20 protein-coding genes are annotated in these 17,251 nt (G+C 70.1%); 2 read left to right on the forward strand and 18 right to left on the reverse strand.

All coding sequences use genetic code 11. From position 1 onward, the window contains the following. Positions 1–128: 128 nt before the first annotated feature. The 11 genes from MTBUT4_RS18970 to MTBUT4_RS19020 all read right to left on the reverse strand — a co-directional run bounded on the left by MTBUT4_RS18970 (position 129) and on the right by MTBUT4_RS19020 (position 9,351). A complete protein-coding gene (locus MTBUT4_RS18970; RefSeq protein WP_173981282.1) occupies positions 129–839 on the reverse strand; it encodes an OmpA family protein in 711 nt (236 codons plus the stop codon). Next, complete coding sequence (locus MTBUT4_RS18975) at positions 836–1,189, reverse strand: DUF4398 domain-containing protein (protein ID WP_173981283.1); 354 nt, start codon at positions 1,187–1,189, stop codon at positions 836–838. Before MTBUT4_RS18975 ends, MTBUT4_RS18970 begins: the two co-directional genes overlap by 4 nt. A 76-nt stretch (positions 1,190–1,265) precedes the next feature. Further along, on the reverse strand, positions 1,266–1,616 hold the full coding sequence (locus MTBUT4_RS18980; RefSeq protein WP_173981284.1) for a hypothetical protein: 351 nt from the start codon (positions 1,614–1,616) through the stop codon (positions 1,266–1,268). Between the two features lie 116 nt (positions 1,617–1,732). After that, positions 1,733–2,263, reverse strand: a complete 531-nt coding sequence (locus tag MTBUT4_RS18985) for a F0F1 ATP synthase subunit B (RefSeq protein ID WP_173981285.1) — start codon at positions 2,261–2,263, stop codon at positions 1,733–1,735. After that, a complete protein-coding gene (locus tag MTBUT4_RS18990; RefSeq protein ID WP_173981286.1) occupies positions 2,260–2,754 on the reverse strand; it encodes a F0F1 ATP synthase subunit B' in 495 nt (164 codons plus the stop codon). The genes MTBUT4_RS18985 and MTBUT4_RS18990 overlap by 4 nt, the downstream gene beginning before the upstream one ends. Positions 2,755–2,868: 114 nt before the next feature. Then, positions 2,869–3,093 (reverse strand): F0F1 ATP synthase subunit C, encoded by a 225-nt coding sequence (locus MTBUT4_RS18995; RefSeq protein ID WP_173981287.1) that lies wholly within the window; start codon positions 3,091–3,093, stop codon positions 2,869–2,871. 46 nt (positions 3,094–3,139) lie between these two features. Continuing rightward, positions 3,140–3,883, reverse strand: a complete 744-nt coding sequence (locus tag MTBUT4_RS19000; RefSeq protein ID WP_173981288.1) for a F0F1 ATP synthase subunit A — start codon at positions 3,881–3,883, stop codon at positions 3,140–3,142. Between the two features lie 12 nt (positions 3,884–3,895). Next, positions 3,896–4,252 carry an AtpZ/AtpI family protein gene (locus MTBUT4_RS19005; RefSeq protein WP_173981289.1) on the reverse strand — a complete coding sequence of 119 codons (357 nt, stop codon included), beginning with the start codon at positions 4,250–4,252 and terminating at the stop codon, positions 3,896–3,898. 395 nt (positions 4,253–4,647) lie between these two features. Beyond that, positions 4,648–8,115 (reverse strand): chromosome segregation protein SMC, encoded by a 3,468-nt coding sequence (smc, locus tag MTBUT4_RS19010; RefSeq protein WP_173981290.1) that lies wholly within the window; start codon positions 8,113–8,115, stop codon positions 4,648–4,650. Between the two features lie 33 nt (positions 8,116–8,148). Next, the gene (locus tag MTBUT4_RS19015; protein WP_254434945.1) at positions 8,149–8,763 is read right to left on the reverse strand and encodes a DsbA family protein; all 615 of its coding nucleotides are present in this window, start codon (positions 8,761–8,763) and stop codon (positions 8,149–8,151) included. Positions 8,764–8,847: 84 nt separating this feature from the next. Continuing rightward, positions 8,848–9,351 (reverse strand): DUF721 domain-containing protein, encoded by a 504-nt coding sequence (locus tag MTBUT4_RS19020; RefSeq protein ID WP_254434946.1) that lies wholly within the window; start codon positions 9,349–9,351, stop codon positions 8,848–8,850. Between the two features lie 35 nt (positions 9,352–9,386). Here MTBUT4_RS19020 and mutY point away from each other — a divergent pair, with 35 nt between their 5' ends. Beyond that, entirely contained in the window at positions 9,387–10,451 is a 1,065-nt protein-coding gene (gene mutY, locus MTBUT4_RS19025) for an A/G-specific adenine glycosylase (RefSeq protein WP_173981292.1), read from the forward strand. A gap of 10 nt (positions 10,452–10,461) precedes the next feature. Beyond that, entirely contained in the window at positions 10,462–11,034 is a 573-nt protein-coding gene (locus MTBUT4_RS19030) for a hypothetical protein (RefSeq protein ID WP_173981293.1), read from the forward strand. Here MTBUT4_RS19030 and MTBUT4_RS19035 read toward each other — a convergent pair. From MTBUT4_RS19035 to soxX, 7 genes are all read right to left on the reverse strand, one after another. Next, a complete protein-coding gene (locus tag MTBUT4_RS19035; RefSeq protein WP_173981294.1) occupies positions 10,988–11,578 on the reverse strand; it encodes an EF-hand domain-containing protein in 591 nt (196 codons plus the stop codon). The two genes, MTBUT4_RS19030 and MTBUT4_RS19035, sit on opposite strands and share 47 nt — an antisense overlap. Before the next feature lie 94 nt (positions 11,579–11,672). After that, positions 11,673–12,416 (reverse strand): cytochrome c biogenesis CcdA family protein, encoded by a 744-nt coding sequence (locus tag MTBUT4_RS19040; RefSeq protein WP_173981295.1) that lies wholly within the window; start codon positions 12,414–12,416, stop codon positions 11,673–11,675. A 301-nt stretch (positions 12,417–12,717) separates the two neighbouring features. Then, positions 12,718–14,403, reverse strand: a complete 1,686-nt coding sequence (gene soxB / locus MTBUT4_RS19045) for a thiosulfohydrolase SoxB (RefSeq protein ID WP_173981296.1) — start codon at positions 14,401–14,403, stop codon at positions 12,718–12,720. A 146-nt stretch (positions 14,404–14,549) separates the two neighbouring features. Continuing rightward, positions 14,550–15,368, reverse strand: a complete 819-nt coding sequence (gene soxA / locus MTBUT4_RS19050) for a sulfur oxidation c-type cytochrome SoxA (protein WP_173981297.1) — start codon at positions 15,366–15,368, stop codon at positions 14,550–14,552. A gap of 69 nt (positions 15,369–15,437) precedes the next feature. After that, positions 15,438–15,758, reverse strand: a complete 321-nt coding sequence (gene soxZ, locus MTBUT4_RS19055) for a thiosulfate oxidation carrier complex protein SoxZ (protein WP_173981298.1) — start codon at positions 15,756–15,758, stop codon at positions 15,438–15,440. Positions 15,759–15,788: 30 nt separating this feature from the next. After that, on the reverse strand, positions 15,789–16,250 hold the full coding sequence (gene soxY / locus MTBUT4_RS19060; RefSeq protein ID WP_173981299.1) for a thiosulfate oxidation carrier protein SoxY: 462 nt from the start codon (positions 16,248–16,250) through the stop codon (positions 15,789–15,791). Between the two features lie 36 nt (positions 16,251–16,286). Then, positions 16,287–16,739, reverse strand: a complete 453-nt coding sequence (gene soxX, locus MTBUT4_RS19065; protein WP_173981300.1) for a sulfur oxidation c-type cytochrome SoxX — start codon at positions 16,737–16,739, stop codon at positions 16,287–16,289. Between the last annotated feature and the right edge of the window lie 512 nt (positions 16,740–17,251).

Below are 17,251 nucleotides of genomic sequence, written 5' to 3' on the forward strand. Positions count from 1 at the left end.
TAGGACGGGCTAGTGTGGTGATTCTGAAATTCGCAGCCTTATGCGAATTTCAGAATCACCACACAATTCAACACTGTAGTGGCCTGCTTATCCCCGAAATCCGCTATACGAATTTCGGGGGCAGGACACTAGCGTTCGGGCACCGCGCTGACCTGCACCTCGACCCGGCGGTTCTGCTGGCGGCCGGCGGCGGTGTCGTTGCTGGCCACCGGGAAGGCTTCGCCCATGCCCTGGGCGGTGATGCGGTCGGCCGATATTCCGGCGGCGAGCAGGGCCTGCTTGACCGCCTCGGCGCGGGCCTGGGACAGCGCCTGGTTGGTGTCGGCACTGCCCTGGGCATCGGTATGGCCCTGGATCACCGCGCGCTCGTCGGGATTGCGGCGCAACAGGTCGGCCACGGTCTGCAGGCGGGCATAGGCCCCCGGCTTCAACTGCGCCTGGCCGGTCTCGAACAGAACCTCGCCGAAGGTGAAGACCTTGCCGCCGCCTTGGGAGGCCGCTGCCGAGCGGCGCGCGCCCTCGATCTGCAGCCTCTGCGCCAGCGCCTCGCCCTGACCGCGGGCGATGCGGTCGGCGGTCAGCGCCTCGGCCAGTTGCAGCCGGCTGTCGGCCATGAACAGCCAATGCTCGAAGGCCGACTGGCTGTCGGCGGTGCGCGCCCGGTCCAGCGACTGCCGCGCCTCGCGCAGCGCCACCGGGGCGTGCTGGGCGAAGTCGGGGCTGGCCTCGGCCTGCGACACCCGGCTCTGCATGGCGCCGAGGCGGTCCGGCTGGGGGGCATAGCCGGCGCAGGCGGTCAAGGCCGCGGCCAGCAGCAGGACGGGAAGGACGCGGGTCATTGCGGGCTCCCTGGGCGGGTGGTGGCTTCGGATTGACCGGCGGCGGAGCGCCGCAGGTCGGCAAGGCTTTGCTGCGAACGCGCCGCCTGGGCCTGGGCTTGGGCAAGCTCGGCGCTCGCCACCGCCTCGTCGGCAAGGCGCCGCGACCGCGCCTCGTCATCGGCGGAGCGCGCCGCCGCCAGGCGCTCCTGGGCGATGCGCAGCGGCAGCGGAGCCGCCTGGGCGGCGCCCACCCCCTCGGCCGAGCGGATCGCCTGCTCGGCGCGGGCCAGTGGTGCCTGCGGCGGCGCGTCCGAGGCGCACGCCGCCAAGGCCAGGGCGGCGGCGGCGAGGATGGCTGGCTGCCTCATGGAAGTCACCTCCGGTTGCGTGGCGCTTCCTGCATCAACGCGACTGACGGCCCGAGGTTCCTGGCGGCGACGGTGTTCAGATGATCTTGCCCTCGCCGTCATCGACGATGCCGGCGACGCCGGCCAGCCAGCCGCGCAGGGCGCGGCGTTCCATCAGCTTGTCCTGGGCGGGGCCGGGCAGGTCGGACAGCGAGATGACGTTCTTGCGCATCAGCGCCTCGATCAGGTCCTCGACCACGCGGATGAAGGCCATGTCCGAGGCGACGAAGGGCTCGCCGCCCTCCTCGGTGATCTCCACGTCCGCCGTGCGGCCGATGAAGGCCAGCACCTCGGGATGGTCGGGAGCCAGTTCCTCGGGCTGGTCGTCGAGGGGAATTTCCGCCAGCGCCACCACCTGGCCGGCGACGTCTCGGATCACGAAGGGCATGGCGGCGCTCCGGCAATGGGCTGAACGGCGAAGCCTACCCAATGGCCGCCCCCCCTGAAAGCGAAAAGGCCCGCCCCGGGTGCCGGAGCGGGCCTCTTGCAATGAGTCCGGCGGCCTTAATGCAGCTTGGCCGGCAGGTCCTTGATGGCGCTTTCCACCAGGGCACCGGCCTGATCGGCGGTGATGCTCTGGGCCAGGACCTCGCGCGCCGCGGCGATGGCGACGTCGACGGCCAGGTTCTGCACTTCCTTCATGGCCTGGGCCTCGGCCTGGGCGATGCGCTCCATGGCCATGGCCTCGCGCCGCTTCAGGCTGGCATCCAGGTCCTTGGCGGCCTGGGCGGCCAGGCGCTCGGCCTCGGCCTTGGCGTGGGCGATGATCTCCTCGGCCTCGCGCATGGCATCGCGCTGCTTGCGCTGGTAGGTGGCCAGCATCTCCTGCGAGTCCTCGCGCAGGCGGGCGGCCTCGTCCAGGCGGGCCTTGATCTTCAGGGCACGGGCGTCGAGCGCCGCGCCGAGACCGCGCGAGACCGGCTTGTAGAGCAGGTACAGCACCAGGAAGAAGGCGACGGCCACCCAGAAGGCGGCATCCTGGTAGAACGGCACCGCGTGGTTGGCCGCGTCGGCGGCGTAGGCGACCGAAATCATTGGCCGTTCTCCTTCAGCGCGGCGGCGACCGCGGAGTCCAGCCGGGCCTGGTCGATCCCGGTCCCGACCAGGCGGGCGACGGTGGCGCCGGCGACATCGAGGGCGACGTCGCGGACGTTGGCCAGGGCGGTCTGCTTGGCCGCGGCGATGCGGGCCTCGCCGCCCTTGATCTGGGCGTTCAGCTTGGCGGTGAGCTCATGGGTGCGCTCCTCGGCCTGCTTGGACAGGCGCTCGGAGGCTTCCTTGATCACCGTGTGGGCATGCGCCCGGGACTCGGCCAGCGCCTTCTCGTAGGCGGCGATGGCGGCCTCGGCTTCGGCCTTGTACTGCGCGGCCTTGTCGAGATTGTCGTCGATCTTGCGCTGGCGCTCGTCGAGGACGGCGCCGATCTTGGGCAGGGTCACCGTCGCCATCAGGATGTAGAGGGCGATGAAGGTGACGGCCAGCCAGAACAGCTGCGGCGCGAAGAACGTCGGGTCGAACTGAGGCATCCCGATGCTCCTGAACGGGTTTGCGCTTTCGCCCCCGATGGGCGTTCACCGGTCGGGGCCGCGATTGCGCCGCGGCCCCGTCCCAATGACCCGAAGGAAGCGCCTTTGGACGTCTTACTTGAACAGGATCATCAGCGAGATGACCAGCGCGAACAGCGCGATGGCCTCGGTCACGGCGAAGCCGATCCAGCCATAGAGTTCGACATTGGCCTTGGCGCCGGGGTTGCGGCCGACGGTGGCGATCAGCGACGACCACACCGAGCCGACGCCCACACCCGAACCGATCACGCCGATGGCGGCCAGACCGGCACCGATCAACTTCGCAGATTCGATATCCATATCAGTCAACTCCTTCAGGGCAGAAAATCGACGACGCCAACGGCGCTCAGTGCATGTGGATGGCGTCGTGCAGGTAAATGCAGGTCAGGATGGTGAAGACGTAGGCCTGCAGCAGGGCGATGCCGATTTCCAGCAGGGTCACCGCGCCGAGGAAGGCGAAGGGCAGGATGCCGGGCAGGATGTACATGCCGCCCAGGGTCACCACGAAACCGCCCAGGATCTTCAGAATGATGTGGCCAGCGGTCATGTTGGCGAACAGACGGACCGACAGGCTGAGCGGACGCGACAGGTACGAGATCACCTCGATGGGGATCAGCACCACCGCGGTGGCCAGCGGCGCACCGTGCGGGAAGAACATGCGCAGGAAGTGCAGGCCGTGGCGGGCGAAGCCGATCACCGTCACGCCGATGAACACCACCGCCGCCATGGCGAAGGTGACGATGATGTGGCTGGTATAGGTGAAGCCGACCACCGGAATGGGCAGCAGGCCCAGGATGTTGCCGAACAGCACGAAGATGAACAGCGAGAACACGAAGGGGAAGTACTTCCGCCCCTCGGACCCGACATTGTCCTTCAGCATGTTGGCGATGAATTCGTAGAACAGCTCGGCCATGGACTGCCAGCGGCCGGGGATCAGCGAGCGCGAGCGCACCGACAGGGTCAGGAAGGCGGTCGCCACCACCACCGCCGAGACCATCATGAACGCCGAATTGGTGAAGGAGACGTCGATGCCGCCGACCTGAAGGTCGATGATCGGCTTGATCTTGAACTGTTCGATCGGGTTGGCCACCGCACGCCTCTCCTATTTGTCCCTGTCCGCCTCGTCGGCCCGCTTTTGCGCCGCCGCGAAACCGACCGTGTCATCCATCCGCCGTGCCGCCCGATAGGCGTTCATCACGCCGGACGCGGTGCCGAACACCAGGAACAGCACCATCATCCAGGGCTGCGTGCCGAACCAGCGGTCCAACCCCCAGCCGATGCCGGCGCCGACCACGACTCCGACCACGAACTCCACCGCCAGGCGCATGCCCTGTCCGAGCCCGGACAACGAGTGCCTGCCGGCGCTCTTGGGGCCGTTCTCCTCGGATTCGCGGGCGCGCGCCGCGCGCAGCCGCTCCTCGAGTTCATCCAGGTTCGGAGGCAATTCCTGCTCAGCCATCGCACGCGAGCCGTTGAATATCCCCCTCCTGGCTGCCTAGCCACCAGAAGCGCCCGCACCATACGGGGTGCGCCTTCCGGTGTCAAGACCGGAAACTTGTTAGTGCAACATGTTGATATAACTGGCGAATTCGAGGTGCGGCGGGGCTTTTTGGCGCCGCGATACCGCAATGCAAGGTGCGCAACCCCCGCCCGGTCGGGTGGGCAAAAACCCAAACTTGCGGACCTCTCCATTCCCCTCGCCCGCTTGCGGGAGAGGGAGGGGCCCAGCCGTCTGGCTGGGAGGGAGAGGGCCTGGGCGCCGGCCACCGGATGCCGCCGCCATGCCGGGCGGACACAGGCCCTCTCCCGCTCGGCTCCGCCTCGCACCCTCTCCCGCAGGCGGGCGAGGGTTGCCTAAGCAGGCACCCCGGCGTCGCGGAACGCCTCGGCCTGGGCCAGATCGACCGAGACCAGCTGCGACACGCCGCGTTCGGCCATGGTGACCCCGTACAGGCGGTCCATGCGGGCCATGGTCATGCGGTGGTGGGTGACGATCAGGAAGCGGGTGCGGGTGGTGGCGGCGATGCCTTCCACCAGGGTGCAGAAGCGATCGACATTGGCGTCGTCCAGCGGCGCATCGACCTCGTCGAGGACACAGATGGGGGCCGGGTTGATGAGGAATACCGCGAAGATGAGGGCCAGCGCGGTCAGCGCCTGCTCGCCGCCCGACAGCAGCGACAGGATCTGCAGCCGCTTGCCCGGCGGCGAGGCCATGATCTCCAGCCCGGCCTCCAGCGGATCGTCGGATTCGGTCAGCGCCAGGTGGGCGCGGCCGCCGCCGAACAGGCGCACGAACAGGTCGCGGAACTGCTTGTCCACCTGTTCGAAGCTGGCCAGCAGGCGCTCGCGGCCCTCGCGGTTGAGTTCGGCGATGCCGGCCCGCAGGCGGGCGATGGCCTGGACCAGGTCGTCCTTCTCGGCCTGCATTCCGGCGATGCGCTCGCCCAGCTCGGCCGCCTCCTGCTCGGCGCGCAAATTGACCGGGCCCATGGCGTCGCGTTCCCGCGACAGCCGGTCGAGGCGGCGCTGCAGGTCGTCCAGGTCGGGGCGCTGGTCCTCGACCAGTCCGGCCACCTCGCGCAACTGCTCAGGCGTCAGGTCCAGGCGTTCGGCGATGCGCCCGGCGACGGCGCGGCATTGCTGGTCGGCCCCGGCCACCGCCGCCTCGCGGCGGATGCGGTCCTCGCGCGCCGTGGCCAGCGCCGCCTCGGCGGCGCGCATGGCGCGGTCCGCCTCGGCCTGGGCCGCCTCGGCGGCGGCCAGGGCATCGCCGGCGGCCCGCCGCGCCCCGTCGGCGGCCTCGACCCGGTCGAGCAGCTCGGCCCGGCGCCGGGCGAAGGTGTCGGGCAGGCTGGACAGCCGCTCGATCTCGGCCATCACCGTCTCGCGCCGGTCTTCCAGCTCCTGCACATGGGCGCGGGCGGTCTCGACCCGGCGGCCCCACGAGGCCAGCTCGGCGGCGATGGCATCGAGGCGGCGGGCCCGCTCCGCCGCCGCCCGCTCCAGCCCGTCGAGGCCGGAGCGCGCCTCGACCAAAGCGGAGCGGTGCTCGGCCAGTTCGGTGCGCAGCGCGTTGATCTTGTCCTTGCCGTCATCGGCCACCGGGAAGGCGGCCAGCGCCTCGCGCGCCTCCAGCACCTCGCCCTCGGCCTCTTCCAGGTCGGCGCGGGCGGCGGCGGCCTGCTCCTCCAGCGCCGCCATGCGCGATTCGAAGGCGGCGAAGCGGCTGGCCAGTCTGGCGTGAACGTCGCGCGCCTTGGCGGTCTCGGCCTCGGCCCGTTTCACCGCGTCGCGGGCGGCGCGCTCACCCTCGGCCGCCTCCTCCATGGCCTGGGTGGCGGCGAGCAGGCGGGCCTCCGCCTCCTCCACCCCCAGCTCGGCATCCTCCAGCCGCGCCTCCAGCTCGCGCAGGCGGTTGCGCTGGGCCAGACGCACGGCCATGGGCGACGGTGCCCCGGCCCGCGCGGTGTAGCCGTCCCAGCGCAGCAGGTCGCCGCCCCGGGTGACCAGCCGCTGGCCGGCGGCGAGCAGCGGGCGCAGCGCCTCGCCGGCGGCGGCATCGGCGACCACGCCGATCTGGGCGAGGCGGCGGGAAAGGGCCGGCGGCGCGGTGACGTGGCGGGCCAGCGGGGTCGCCCCCTCGGGCAAGGCGGGCGCCTTGTCCAGCGGCGGCAGCGCCACCCAATGCAGCGGCGCCGCCGGGTCCAGCGCGGCGGCGAGGTCGTCGCCCAGCGCCGCCGCCAGGGCCGGCTCGAACCCGGTGGCGGCGGCGACCTGGTCGAGCACCGGCGGGAATTCGGCGGAGCCGCCCTGGGCCAGCACCGCCTTCAAGGCATCGGCCTCGGCCTTCAGACGCGAGCGGGCGGCGGACGCCGCCTGCTGGGCGTCGCGGGCGGATTCGCGGGCGGCCTGGGCGCCCACCCGGCGGCGGTCGCAATCCTCGGCGGCGGCGCGGCTTTCCTCCAGGTATTCCTGGGCCGATTCCAGGTCCATCTCGGCGCCGGTCAGCTCGGAGCGGTCCACCGCCTCGCCCGAGGCCTGGGACTTCTGCGCCTCGACGGCGGCCAGGCGCTCGCGCAGGCGGTCGCGGCGGGTCTCGGCCTCCTGCCGGCGGCGCAAGCTGGCGGCCCGCTCGGCATCGGCGGCGGCGACCTCCTCCATGGCCTGGGACAGGTCCCTTTCCAGCCCCGCCACCCGGCCGGCCGCCTCGTCCACCGCCTGCGCGGCGGCGGCGCGCCCGGCGGATTCGTCCCCGGCGGCGGCCTGGATGAGGTCGCGCTCCTCGGCCAGCCGCGCCTGCGCCTGGTCGCCGTCGGCGGCCCGCGCATGCTCGCGCTGCAGGTCGCCGGCCACCTGGGCCAGCCTGGCCTCGAGGTCGCGGCGGGTCTCGGCCAGCCGCCCCGCCTCGGCCTCCAGCTGCTCGCGCTCCAGCAGCAGGCGCTGCCAGTTGGACTGGGCCTCGGCCTCGGCGCGACGCAGCTCGGGCAGGCCGGCCGCCGCCTCGGCGCTGGCGGCGGCGGCGCGGGCGGCGGCGGCGGTGGCGTCGTCCACCACCCGGTCGGCCCCCTTGAGGGCGGCGCGGGCGGCCTCGACCAGGGCCAGCGCCTCCAGCCACGAGACGTAGAGGAGTTGCGCCTCGACCGCCCGGATCTGTTCCGACAGGGTGCGGTAGCGGGCGGCCTGGCGGGCCTGCTTCTGCAGCCCCTTCCACTGCTCGTCCAGGGTGGCGATGACGTCGTCCAGGCGCTCCAGGTTGGCTTCGGCGTTCTTCAGACGCAGCTCGGCCTCGTGGCGGCGGGAATAGAGGCCGGAGATGCCGGCCGCCTCCTCCAGCAGGGTGCGGCGTTCCGCCGGCTTGGCGTTGATCAGGGCACCGACCCGGCCCTGGCTGACCAGCCCCGAGGCCCGCGCGCCGGTGGCCGAATCGGCGAACAGCAGGGCGACGTCGCGGGCCCGCACCTCGCGCCCGTTGACCCGGTAGCTGGAGCCCTGGCCGCGCTCGATGCGGCGGACCACCTCGATCTCGTCGCGGGCATAGGCGGCCGGCGCGGTGCCGGCGGCATTGTCCAGCACCACCTGGACCTCGGCGAGGTTGCGGGCCGGGCGGCTGGCGGTGCCGCCGAAGATGACGTCGTCCATCTCGCCGCCGCGCATCTGGCGGGCCGAGGTCTCACCCATCACCCACCTGAGGGCTTCGATCAGGTTGGACTTGCCGCAGCCATTGGGGCCGACCACCCCGGTCATGCCCGGCTCGATCAGAAGCTCGCAGGCATCGACGAAGGACTTGAACCCGGACAGGCGCAGCTTCGAGAACTGGATCACGTCCCGCGCCCCCTCACGCGGTAGAGAGCGGCCCTACTTGGCCGCCGCCTTCAACGCCGCGTCGACCTCGGCATAGGGGCGCGCCCCCACCAGGGTCTTGCCGCCGATCACCAGGGTCGGCGTGGACTCGATGCCCGACTGCTTGTGCGCCGCCTCGGCCCGGGCCTGGATGGCCTGGGCCAGATCCTGGCGCTTGAGGCAGGCATCGACGTCGTCGCCGGTCATGCCGGCCAGCCGCACCGCCTTCTTCAGGGCCTCCAGCGGGTTCTCGGCCCGCATCCACTTGTCCTGCTGGTCCATGATCAGGGCGAGCACGCCGAAATAGCGGTCCGGCCCGGCGCAGTGCGGGATCATCGAGGCGCCGATGGACAGCCCCGCCGGACCGGTGGGGAAGTCGCGGTAGATCAGCCTGGCCTTGCCGGTGTCGACCCAGTTCTTCTTGATCTCGGGCAGGGTGGTCTTGTGGAAGGTGGCACAATGGCCGCAGGTGGTCGAGGCGTACTCGATGATGGTCAGCGGCGCGTCGGCCTTGCCCATGACCTGGTCGATGGGGAAGGTCTCGACCTTGTCGGCGGCATGGGCGGAACCGGCGGCGAAAGCCACGGCGACGACGATGACCTTGGGCAACAGGCGAAGCAGAGCCTTCACGGCGCGCACCTCATTCTTGCGTTTGAACCGCGGATATTAGGCGTCGGCGGCGGGCGAGACAAGGAGGACGGACGGGCACGACCGCTAGGGGTTGCCCTTGCGCAGGACGTGGCGGCCCAACCGCTCCAGCGCCGCCCGCAGGTCGGGATCATCGACCCGGGCCAGGGTGCCGGCCAGCCGCTCGGCGGCTTCGGCATCGGGCGGCGGCGGGGCGGCGGCGGCGGCGCGTTTCGGCAGCGGTCCGTGGCGCAGCTTCAGGCGGGCCACCGCCTGCCAGCCGAAATAGCCGTTGATGCGTTCCAGGATCAGCGGTTCCAGGTGCTGCAGCTCGGTGGCGAAGGCGCTGGAGGCGACCTTGACCTCCAGGGTGCCGCCGGTGCGCTCCTTGGGCGGGAACTTGATGCGCAGCGGCAGCGTGTGGGCCGCCACCGCGCTGCCGACGATGGCCGGCCAGTCCACCACCAGCGCCGCCCCGGCGAAGCCGTGCCTGCCGAAGGCCGGGCGGGTGACGCGCTCGGCCGGCACGGCGATGGAGACCATGCCGTAGGTGCGGCGATCGTCGTCGTCCTGGCGCTTGCCCTGGCTCATGGACGGCACCATAGCGCAGCGGCTATCCTGCCGCCATGGTTCAACCAACTTCCCCAGTGGCCAATTCCGCCGCCCTGCTGGCCTGGTACGACCGCTCCGCCCGCGTCCTGCCCTGGCGCGCCAGGCCGGGCGAGACCGTCGATCCCTACCGCGTCTGGCTGTCCGAGGTGATGCTGCAGCAGACCACGGTGGCCGCCGTCGCCCCCTATTTCCTGCGCTTCGTCGAACGCTGGCCGACCATCGAGGCGCTGGCGGCGGCGCCGGTGGACGCGGTGACGGGGGCATGGGCCGGGCTGGGCTATTACGCCCGCGCCCGCAACCTGCACGCCTGCGCCAAGCTGGTGGCCGAGTGGCGCCACGGCCGCTTCCCCGAGGACGAGGAGTCCCTGCGCAAGCTGCCCGGCATCGGCGACTACACCGCCGCCGCCATCGCCGCCATCGCCTTCGGCCGCAAGGCGGTGGTGGTGGACGGCAATGTGGAGCGGGTGATGGCGCGCCTGTTCGCGGTCACCGACCCGCTGCCCGGGGCCAAGGCGCACCTGAAGGCGCTGGCGGCGGCGCTGACCCCGGAGGTTCGCCCCGGCGACTACGCCCAGGCGGTGATGGATCTGGGCGCCACCGTGTGCACGCCGAAATCGCCGGCCTGCGGCATCTGTCCGTGGATGGAGCCGTGCCAGGCCCGCCGCCTGGGGATCGCCGCCGGGCTGCCGGCCAAGGCCGAGAAGGCGCCGCGCCCGACCCGCCACGGCATCGCCTTCTGGCTGATCCGCCCCGACGGCGCCGTGCTGCTGCGCCGCCGCCCGCCCCACGGCCTGCTGGGCGGCATGATGGAAGTCCCGGGGACCGAGTGGCGCGACGGCCTGTGGTCGCTGGACGAGGCCGCCGCCCACGCCCCGCTGGCCGCCGAGTGGCGCCCCCTGCCCGGCCGCGTCGCCCACACCTTCACCCATTTCCATCTGGAACTGGCGGTCGCCACCGCCAAGGCTGGACCGCGGGCGGCGGCGCGCGGTATCTGGTGTCCGTTGGACAATCTGGGCGACCAGGCGCTGCCCACCCTGATGCGCAAGGTGGTCCGCCATGCCCTGGCCAAGGCCTATTGAAGGAGCTTCCATGCGCCGTGCCCTCGCCCTTCTTTTCCTCGCCCTGGCGCTTCCGGCCGTCGCCGCCCCGCAGCAGCAGGCCGGCGAGCACCTGCTGATGAGCCCGCCCGAGGGCTGGCGGGCGGTGCCGGTGCAACGCGGCGACAAGATGTCCATCACCCGGCTGTTCCCGCCGGGCCAGGACGAGAAGCAGTGGACCGAGTTGATCACCGTCCAGATCTATCCCGGCGCCGACGCCACCCCCCGGGGCTTCATCGACAACGTCATCCGCTACAGCCGCGACAATTGCGAGGCGGCCGGGGCCAGCCCGGTCAGCGAGGCGCCGCGCAACGGCTATCCCCTCGCCTCGGTCTCGGTGACCTGCACCAAGGGCCGAACCTCGGGCATGGGCGGCTTCGTGCTGGTCCAGGCCATCCGGGGCAAGGACGCCCTGTACGTGGTGCAGCGCCAGTGGCGCGGCGCCGCCTTCGCCAAGGACCAGCCGCCGCCCTTCCCGGCCGCCATGCTGCAGGATTGGAGCAGCTTCGCCGCCACCGTCAGCCTGTGCGACACCCGCGATTCCCGTTATTCCTGCCCGAAGTGACCACCACCGGCGCCTCCAGCGCCCAGCGGTCGCCGCTGCCGAAGGCCGGCACCCAGCACCAGACCCGGCGCCGGGTGTCCTTGACCCGGGCGGCGGGCGGCTCGGTCTTGTCCACCCGCCGGCCCATGCCGGCGAAGGCGGGCCGCAGCTCGGGCAGCGACAGGGCGCCGTCGCCGTCGCGATCCAGCGTCCGCACCAGCACCGGATCGGGGAAGGCGGGGAATTCCCGCGCCACGACCTTGCCGTCGCGGTTGACGTCGTAGGCGTCGAAGCGGGCGGCACCGCCGCCGCCGCGGCGCTCCATCTCCTTCAGGGCGAGGCTGCCGTCGCCATCGGAATCGAGCAGGGCGAACAGCGCCTGGGCGCCGCGCTCGCGGCCGCGCGCCAGCAGCTCGGCGCGGCTCAGGACGCCGTCGCCGTCGCGGTCGAGGGATTTGAAACGGGAATAGCCGGCCTGGCCGGCGGCCGAAGGCTCCAGTCGCGCCGAGGCGTTCGCCGGAAGCAGCAGGGCGAGAACTGGAAGGAGCAGGACGGAATTGCGCATGGGGACCTCCGCTGGCGGTGGTCTCCTCCATCTGGGGTGGAGCGGGCGGTTCGACGGGAACGCGAAGGGACGGCAGCCCCTTCGCCGGCCGGCCCTACCCAACCGACTGGAAGGCCGGCACGGTCTCCATCAGCCAGTTGCCGATGACGTTCATCTTGCCCGACAGGATCAGCACGCCGGTCACCACCAGCAGACCGCCGATGGACAGCTCCACCTTGCGCATGTGGCGCTTGAAGCGCCCCAGGAAGGCCATGAACGGCTTGGCGGCGAAGGCGGCGATCAGGAACGGGATGCCCAGGCCGGCGGCATAGGCCGACAGCAGCGAGGTGCCGTACCACACCGATTCGCCGCCCGCCGCGATCATCAGGATGGTCGCCAGGATGGGGCCGACGCACGGGGTCCAGCCGAAGGCGAAGGCCAGCCCGAGGACGAAGGCGCCGACCAGTCCGGCCGGCTTCTGCTCCACATGGACGCGCTTCTCGAAATTGAGGAAGCCGATGCGCAGCGCCCCCATGTAGTGCAGGCCGAAGACGATGATGACGATGCCGGCGGCCACCGACAGCCAGGTCATGTTGTCCATCACCAGCTTGTTCAGCGCCGAGGCGGTGGCGCCCATGACGATGAACACGCTGGAGAAGCCGATGACGAAGGCGATGGCGGCCCGCAACACCGAGCGGTCGACGCCGCCGCCCTCGTTCTCCTTGCCGGTCAGCTGGTCGAGGCTGACGCCGCCCAGAAAGCACAGATAGGCGGGGATCAGCGGCAGCACGCAGGGCGACAGGAAGCTCAACGCCCCCGCCCCGAAGGCACCGGCATAGGAAACGTCGAAACCGCCCATGGGATCCCCCTCTCTACGTCCTCTCTACGTCCCCCCTCCCCCCCGCGGGCGGAGCCCGCATTTTGACAATGCGCGCTTCGCGCGCGGGGGAGGGCCGGGGTGGGGGGCGAACCGCGTCGGCGTGGTCGTTCGCGGCCTCACCCCACCCCTGCCCCTCCCCATCAAGGGGAGGGGATTGTTCTGCGTCCCCCCTCCCCCCTTGTGGGGGAGGGTCGGGGTGGGGGGGAACCGCGTCGGCGTGGTCGTTCGCGGCCTCACCCCACCCCTGCCCCTCCCCATCAAGGGGAGGGGTTTTCGGAGCTTACGCCCCCACCACCTTGACCGCCTGGCTGTCGCCGAAATTGACGGTCTTCTTCTTCTCCAGCCAGTTCATCACCACGTCCCAGACCGGCGGCCCCTGGGTGCCCTCGTTGACGCTGGCCCAGCCGGCGACGGTGTAGGGCTTGGAGGCCTCGACCTTCTCGCCCGATTTCAGCAGGGTCATGTCGGTGATGCGCGAGCCGATGGGCTTGGCGACGTCGAGCCGGTAGCCCAGCCCGCCGACGCGGACCATGTCGCCGCCCTGCTGGTAATAGGGATCGGGGTTGTAGAGGTTGTCGGCGACGTCCTCCAGGATGTCCTTCAGCATCTGCCCGCTCATTTCCGAGCGGTAGGCGTTGGGATAGGTGATGGCGGTCTGGTTGTAGACGTCCTCGGCGGTGATGTCGGACCCGGGCGGCAGCGAGGCGCCCCAGCGGAAGCCGGGCGACAGCGCGATCTGGGCGTCGCGCTCGTCCAGCAGGGCCTGGCAGATGAGGTCGTCGAAGGTGCCGTTGACGTTGCCGCGGCGATAGAGCAGCGATTCGGTGCGGGCCAGGGTCTTTTCCAGGACCGCCTTGTGGGGGGCGCGCACCTTCTCGATGAAGGCGGCCATGTCGGCATCGGCGGCGATGGCGTCGGTGAACACCGGCATCAGCTTGAAGGCGTAGTTGGTCACCTTCTTGTTCTTCACCTCGACATCGAGGCGGGCGAGGAACTTGCCGTGCGAGCCCGAGGCCACCAGCAGGGTGTCGCCGACCCGGACCACCTGCGGGATGGCGTCGTGGGTGTGGCCCGTCAGCAGCACGTCGATGCCCTTGACCCGGCCGGCCATCTTGCGATCGACGTCGAAGCCGTTGTGGCTGGCGACCACGATCAGCTCGGCCCCGGCGGCGCGGGCGGCATCCACCTTCTTCTGCATCTCCTCGTCGCGGATGCCGAAGCTCCACTTGGGGATCATGTAGCGGGGATTGGCCACCGGCGTGTAGGGGAAGGCCTGGCCGATGACGGCGATCTTGACGCCGCCGCGCTCGAAGGTGGCGGTATGGGGGAAGACGTCCTCCTCCCACTCGGTGTCCTTCACGTTCTGCGCCAGGAAGGGGAACTTCAGCTTGGAGATCAGCTCCTTGACCCGGGCCTCGCCGTACTGGAACTCCCAGTGCGGCACCATGAGATCGACGCCCAGCAGGTTCATGGCATCGACCATGTCCTCGCCCTTGGTCATCAGCGAGGTGTAGGAGCCCTGCCAGGTGTCGCCGCAATCGATCAGCAGCGTGTTGCCGGGGCGCTGGGCGCGGATGGCCTTGACCAGGGTGGCCATGCGATCGAGACCGCCGACCCGGCCGTAGGACCTGGACAGCGCCGCGAAATCCTCGGAGGTGAAGGCATAGGCCTCGGGCGTGCCGGCCTTGATGCCGAACTTCTTCAGGAAGTCCTTGCCGGTCAGGTGCGGCACCAGGCCCTTGACCTCGCCGACCCCGACATTGACCGAAGGCTCGCGGAAATAAAGCGGCTTCAGCTGGGCGTGGATGTCGGTGAAGTTCAGCAGCGTCACCTGGCCCACCGGCTTGAACGCCAGCAGCTGGTCCTGGGTGATGGACTGGCGGGCGGCGGCCCGGGCCAGCGGCGCCTGGGACGTGAGCACGGCGGTGGCGGCCGCCACCTGAAGGAAGTCGCGACGGGTCAGCATTGGCGGGTGTCCCCTTGTGTCATGCTACTCCTCCCCCCGCCTGCGGGGGGAGGTTGGGAGGGGGGCCTGGCGCCATCTGGTCTGCGGCCGGCAGCCCCCACCCCGACCCTCCCCCGCAGGCGGGGGAGGGGGAGGCAAGGCGGAAGTTACTTGCGCACCGCCGGGCTTTCGACCCGAAGGCCGTTGGCGCGCCAGGTGGCGTACAGCTCGAGCACGGTGTTCTCGAGCGAATCGACCGGATACGGCTCGGCCCGGACTTCCTCGAAGCAGCCGCGGATGCGCTTCTGGGCGGTGCCCAGGGTCTGCCACTTCAGGCGGTACTGCGGGAAGCCGTTGGGCATGCCCTGGGACAGCAGCTCGGTGCGCATGTGCATGCCCCAGTAATCCTCGTGGCAATGCTTGCAGGCGACGTCGCTCATGCCGCGGCGCTCGTAATAGAGGCGCCGGCCCATGTCGAAATAGGGCGCCACCGGACCGTCGGTCTGCACCGCGAACGGCATGCCGAACGACTGGTGCTTCACGAAGGTGGCGATGGCGTTGTAGGGCTTGGAATCGAACTTCAGCGGCTGCGCTTCCATGCGCTCGGTGCGGCACTGGTTGATCTTCTGCTCCAGCGTCAGCAGCGCATTGGCATGGGGATCGAAGCGCGGGTAGACCGTGCCGACGCCCTTCATGCTCTTCTCGGCGTCGCCGTGGCAGTCCTTGCACGCCTTGCCGGCCTTGCCATCGACCTTGGACCACATCTTCTTGCCTTCCTCGACCCACAGGAAGCCGGGATTGCTGAAGTCGTCGTCCTGCATGGCCCGGGTCTCGGGCTCGGCGAAGGTGTAGCCGGACCGCTTCTCGCCGGCGATGTACGGGGCGTATTTGGGGTCCTTGGCGTCGAACGGCGGATCGGCCAGCACCGGGACCGCGGCCCCGCCGGCCACGGCCGCGATCACGGCAGCCAGAATGGTCTTCCTCATGACGTTATCCTCCTCTGCCTGCGGCCCGCCCTTGACGTGGGGCGGGCCCTTATCGGCATTGACTCGGGATCAGGATACGGTGATCGCCTGGCTGGTCGAATAGACGCTGCCGTCGTCGTCCTGCCACTTGAATTCCACCGTCCCGCTCTCGGTGGCGGTCAGGAAGAACGAGCAATAGGGATTGGCGGAAATCGCCGCCGCCCAGTCGGCCTTGAAGACCTCCTTGCCGTTCAGGGTGACGGTGAACTTGTTGATGATCTTGCGCGGGATGGGCTTGCCGTCCTTGTCCTTGCGCTGACCCGATTCCATGTCGTGGTCGATGGTGGTCTTGACCTCGAACACCTCGCCCTTGGCGGCGGTGGCGGGCATCTTCACGCGGGGCGTGGGCATCGTGTTCTCTCCTTCTATCCCGAGACCGGATCAGCCGCCGCAGCCGCCGATGGTGACCTTGACTTCCTGCGACGCCTGCCAGGCGGTGCCGTCCGACATCAGCGCCACGGCGCGGACGTCCTGGGTCTTGCCCAGGCGCATGCGCATGGAGACCTCGGCCTTGCCGGTGGGGGTGAAGTAGAAGCTGGCGACACCCGGGGTCGGGTTGCCCTCGGCGACCACATGGATGGCCTTGACGTAGCTGGCCTCGGTCATCGGGCTGTCGACGGTGACGGTGAAGGGCACCGTGTTGCCGTTCTCGGCGATCTGCGGCAGCTTGATCTTGACCTTGCCGTCATGCGGCTTGACGCCGCCCAGCAGCTTGGCCAGGGAGTCGTCGGCGGCGGCCTTGTCGGCGTGGGCCAGCTTGGGGGCCACCGCCATGGCGGCGGCGCCGGCGCCGATGCCCGCCAGCACGGTGCGGCGGGTGACGGCGCTCGTCTTGGTGCTCATGGATATCCTCTCCTCTCGCAAGGGAACGTCTTCTGGTTACTTCAGGGTGGCCAGGTAGGCGACCACGTCCTCGACTTCCTGGGCGGTCAGGAAGGGCTTGCCTTCCAGGCCCTTCTTCACCCGGTTCAGGTCGGACTTGTAGAAGGACGGCATGATGGTGTCGGCATACAGCACCTTGGGATCGACGATGCGCATGCGCAGTTCCGGCGGCTGCATGCGCGAGCCCACCCCGGCCAGATCCGGGCCGACATCGCCGTGGTCGGGCTGCTCGGGGATCGGCATGACGTGGCAGGAGACGCACAGGCCCTTGGTGGCGGCGACCTTGCGGCCATTGGCGGGATCGCCCTTCTGGTCGGTCAGGGGCGCCATGCGCGAAACGTCGAAATAGCCCCGCTCGGGAGCCTTCTTGCGGGGCGCCGCCTCGGCCAAGCCGGCCAGCGCCACCGCCAGGACCGCCGCGAGGGCGAGCCGGGTGATGGATGTCTGCATCGATCCTCCCCTGGGCCATGATGGCCGAGCGTTATTGTTTGACCGCCACCTTGGCGGTGTGGTCGGACCATATTTCACGACAGGCGCATATAAATCAATACTGATTCCATTGTGCATGCGCGTGAATTCACCACAATCTATTGTATAATATGACCTCCATGGCAAAGGCAGTGGGGGCGTGGACCGCAATGCATCTCGGCCAGGATCGCATCGAGATGTTCGCGACGGAGAGATGTGTCCACTAGGGTCCGTACTCAATTAGGGTGTGGCCTGCGCCGAGACGAATTGGCCCGCCTGGCAGGAAGGACGCGCAGCGCGATGTGGACCATCGCGCAAGCGGCCTGACGCACCGGGAGGGCAAATTCGTCCGGCCCGGAGGGTTGGCGTTCCAAGGGCGCCCTGGTACGTTGCCGCCGCTAGGCGATGCGTCCAGCATCGCCGTCGCGCCGGCGCCTGCCATTGCGCCCTTGGAACGCCAACGCAGGCCACACCCTAATTGAGTACGGACCCTA

This window comes from Magnetospirillum sp. UT-4 (assembly GCF_902729435.1).
Classification (GTDB): Bacteria; Pseudomonadota; Alphaproteobacteria; order Rhodospirillales; family Magnetospirillaceae; genus Magnetospirillum.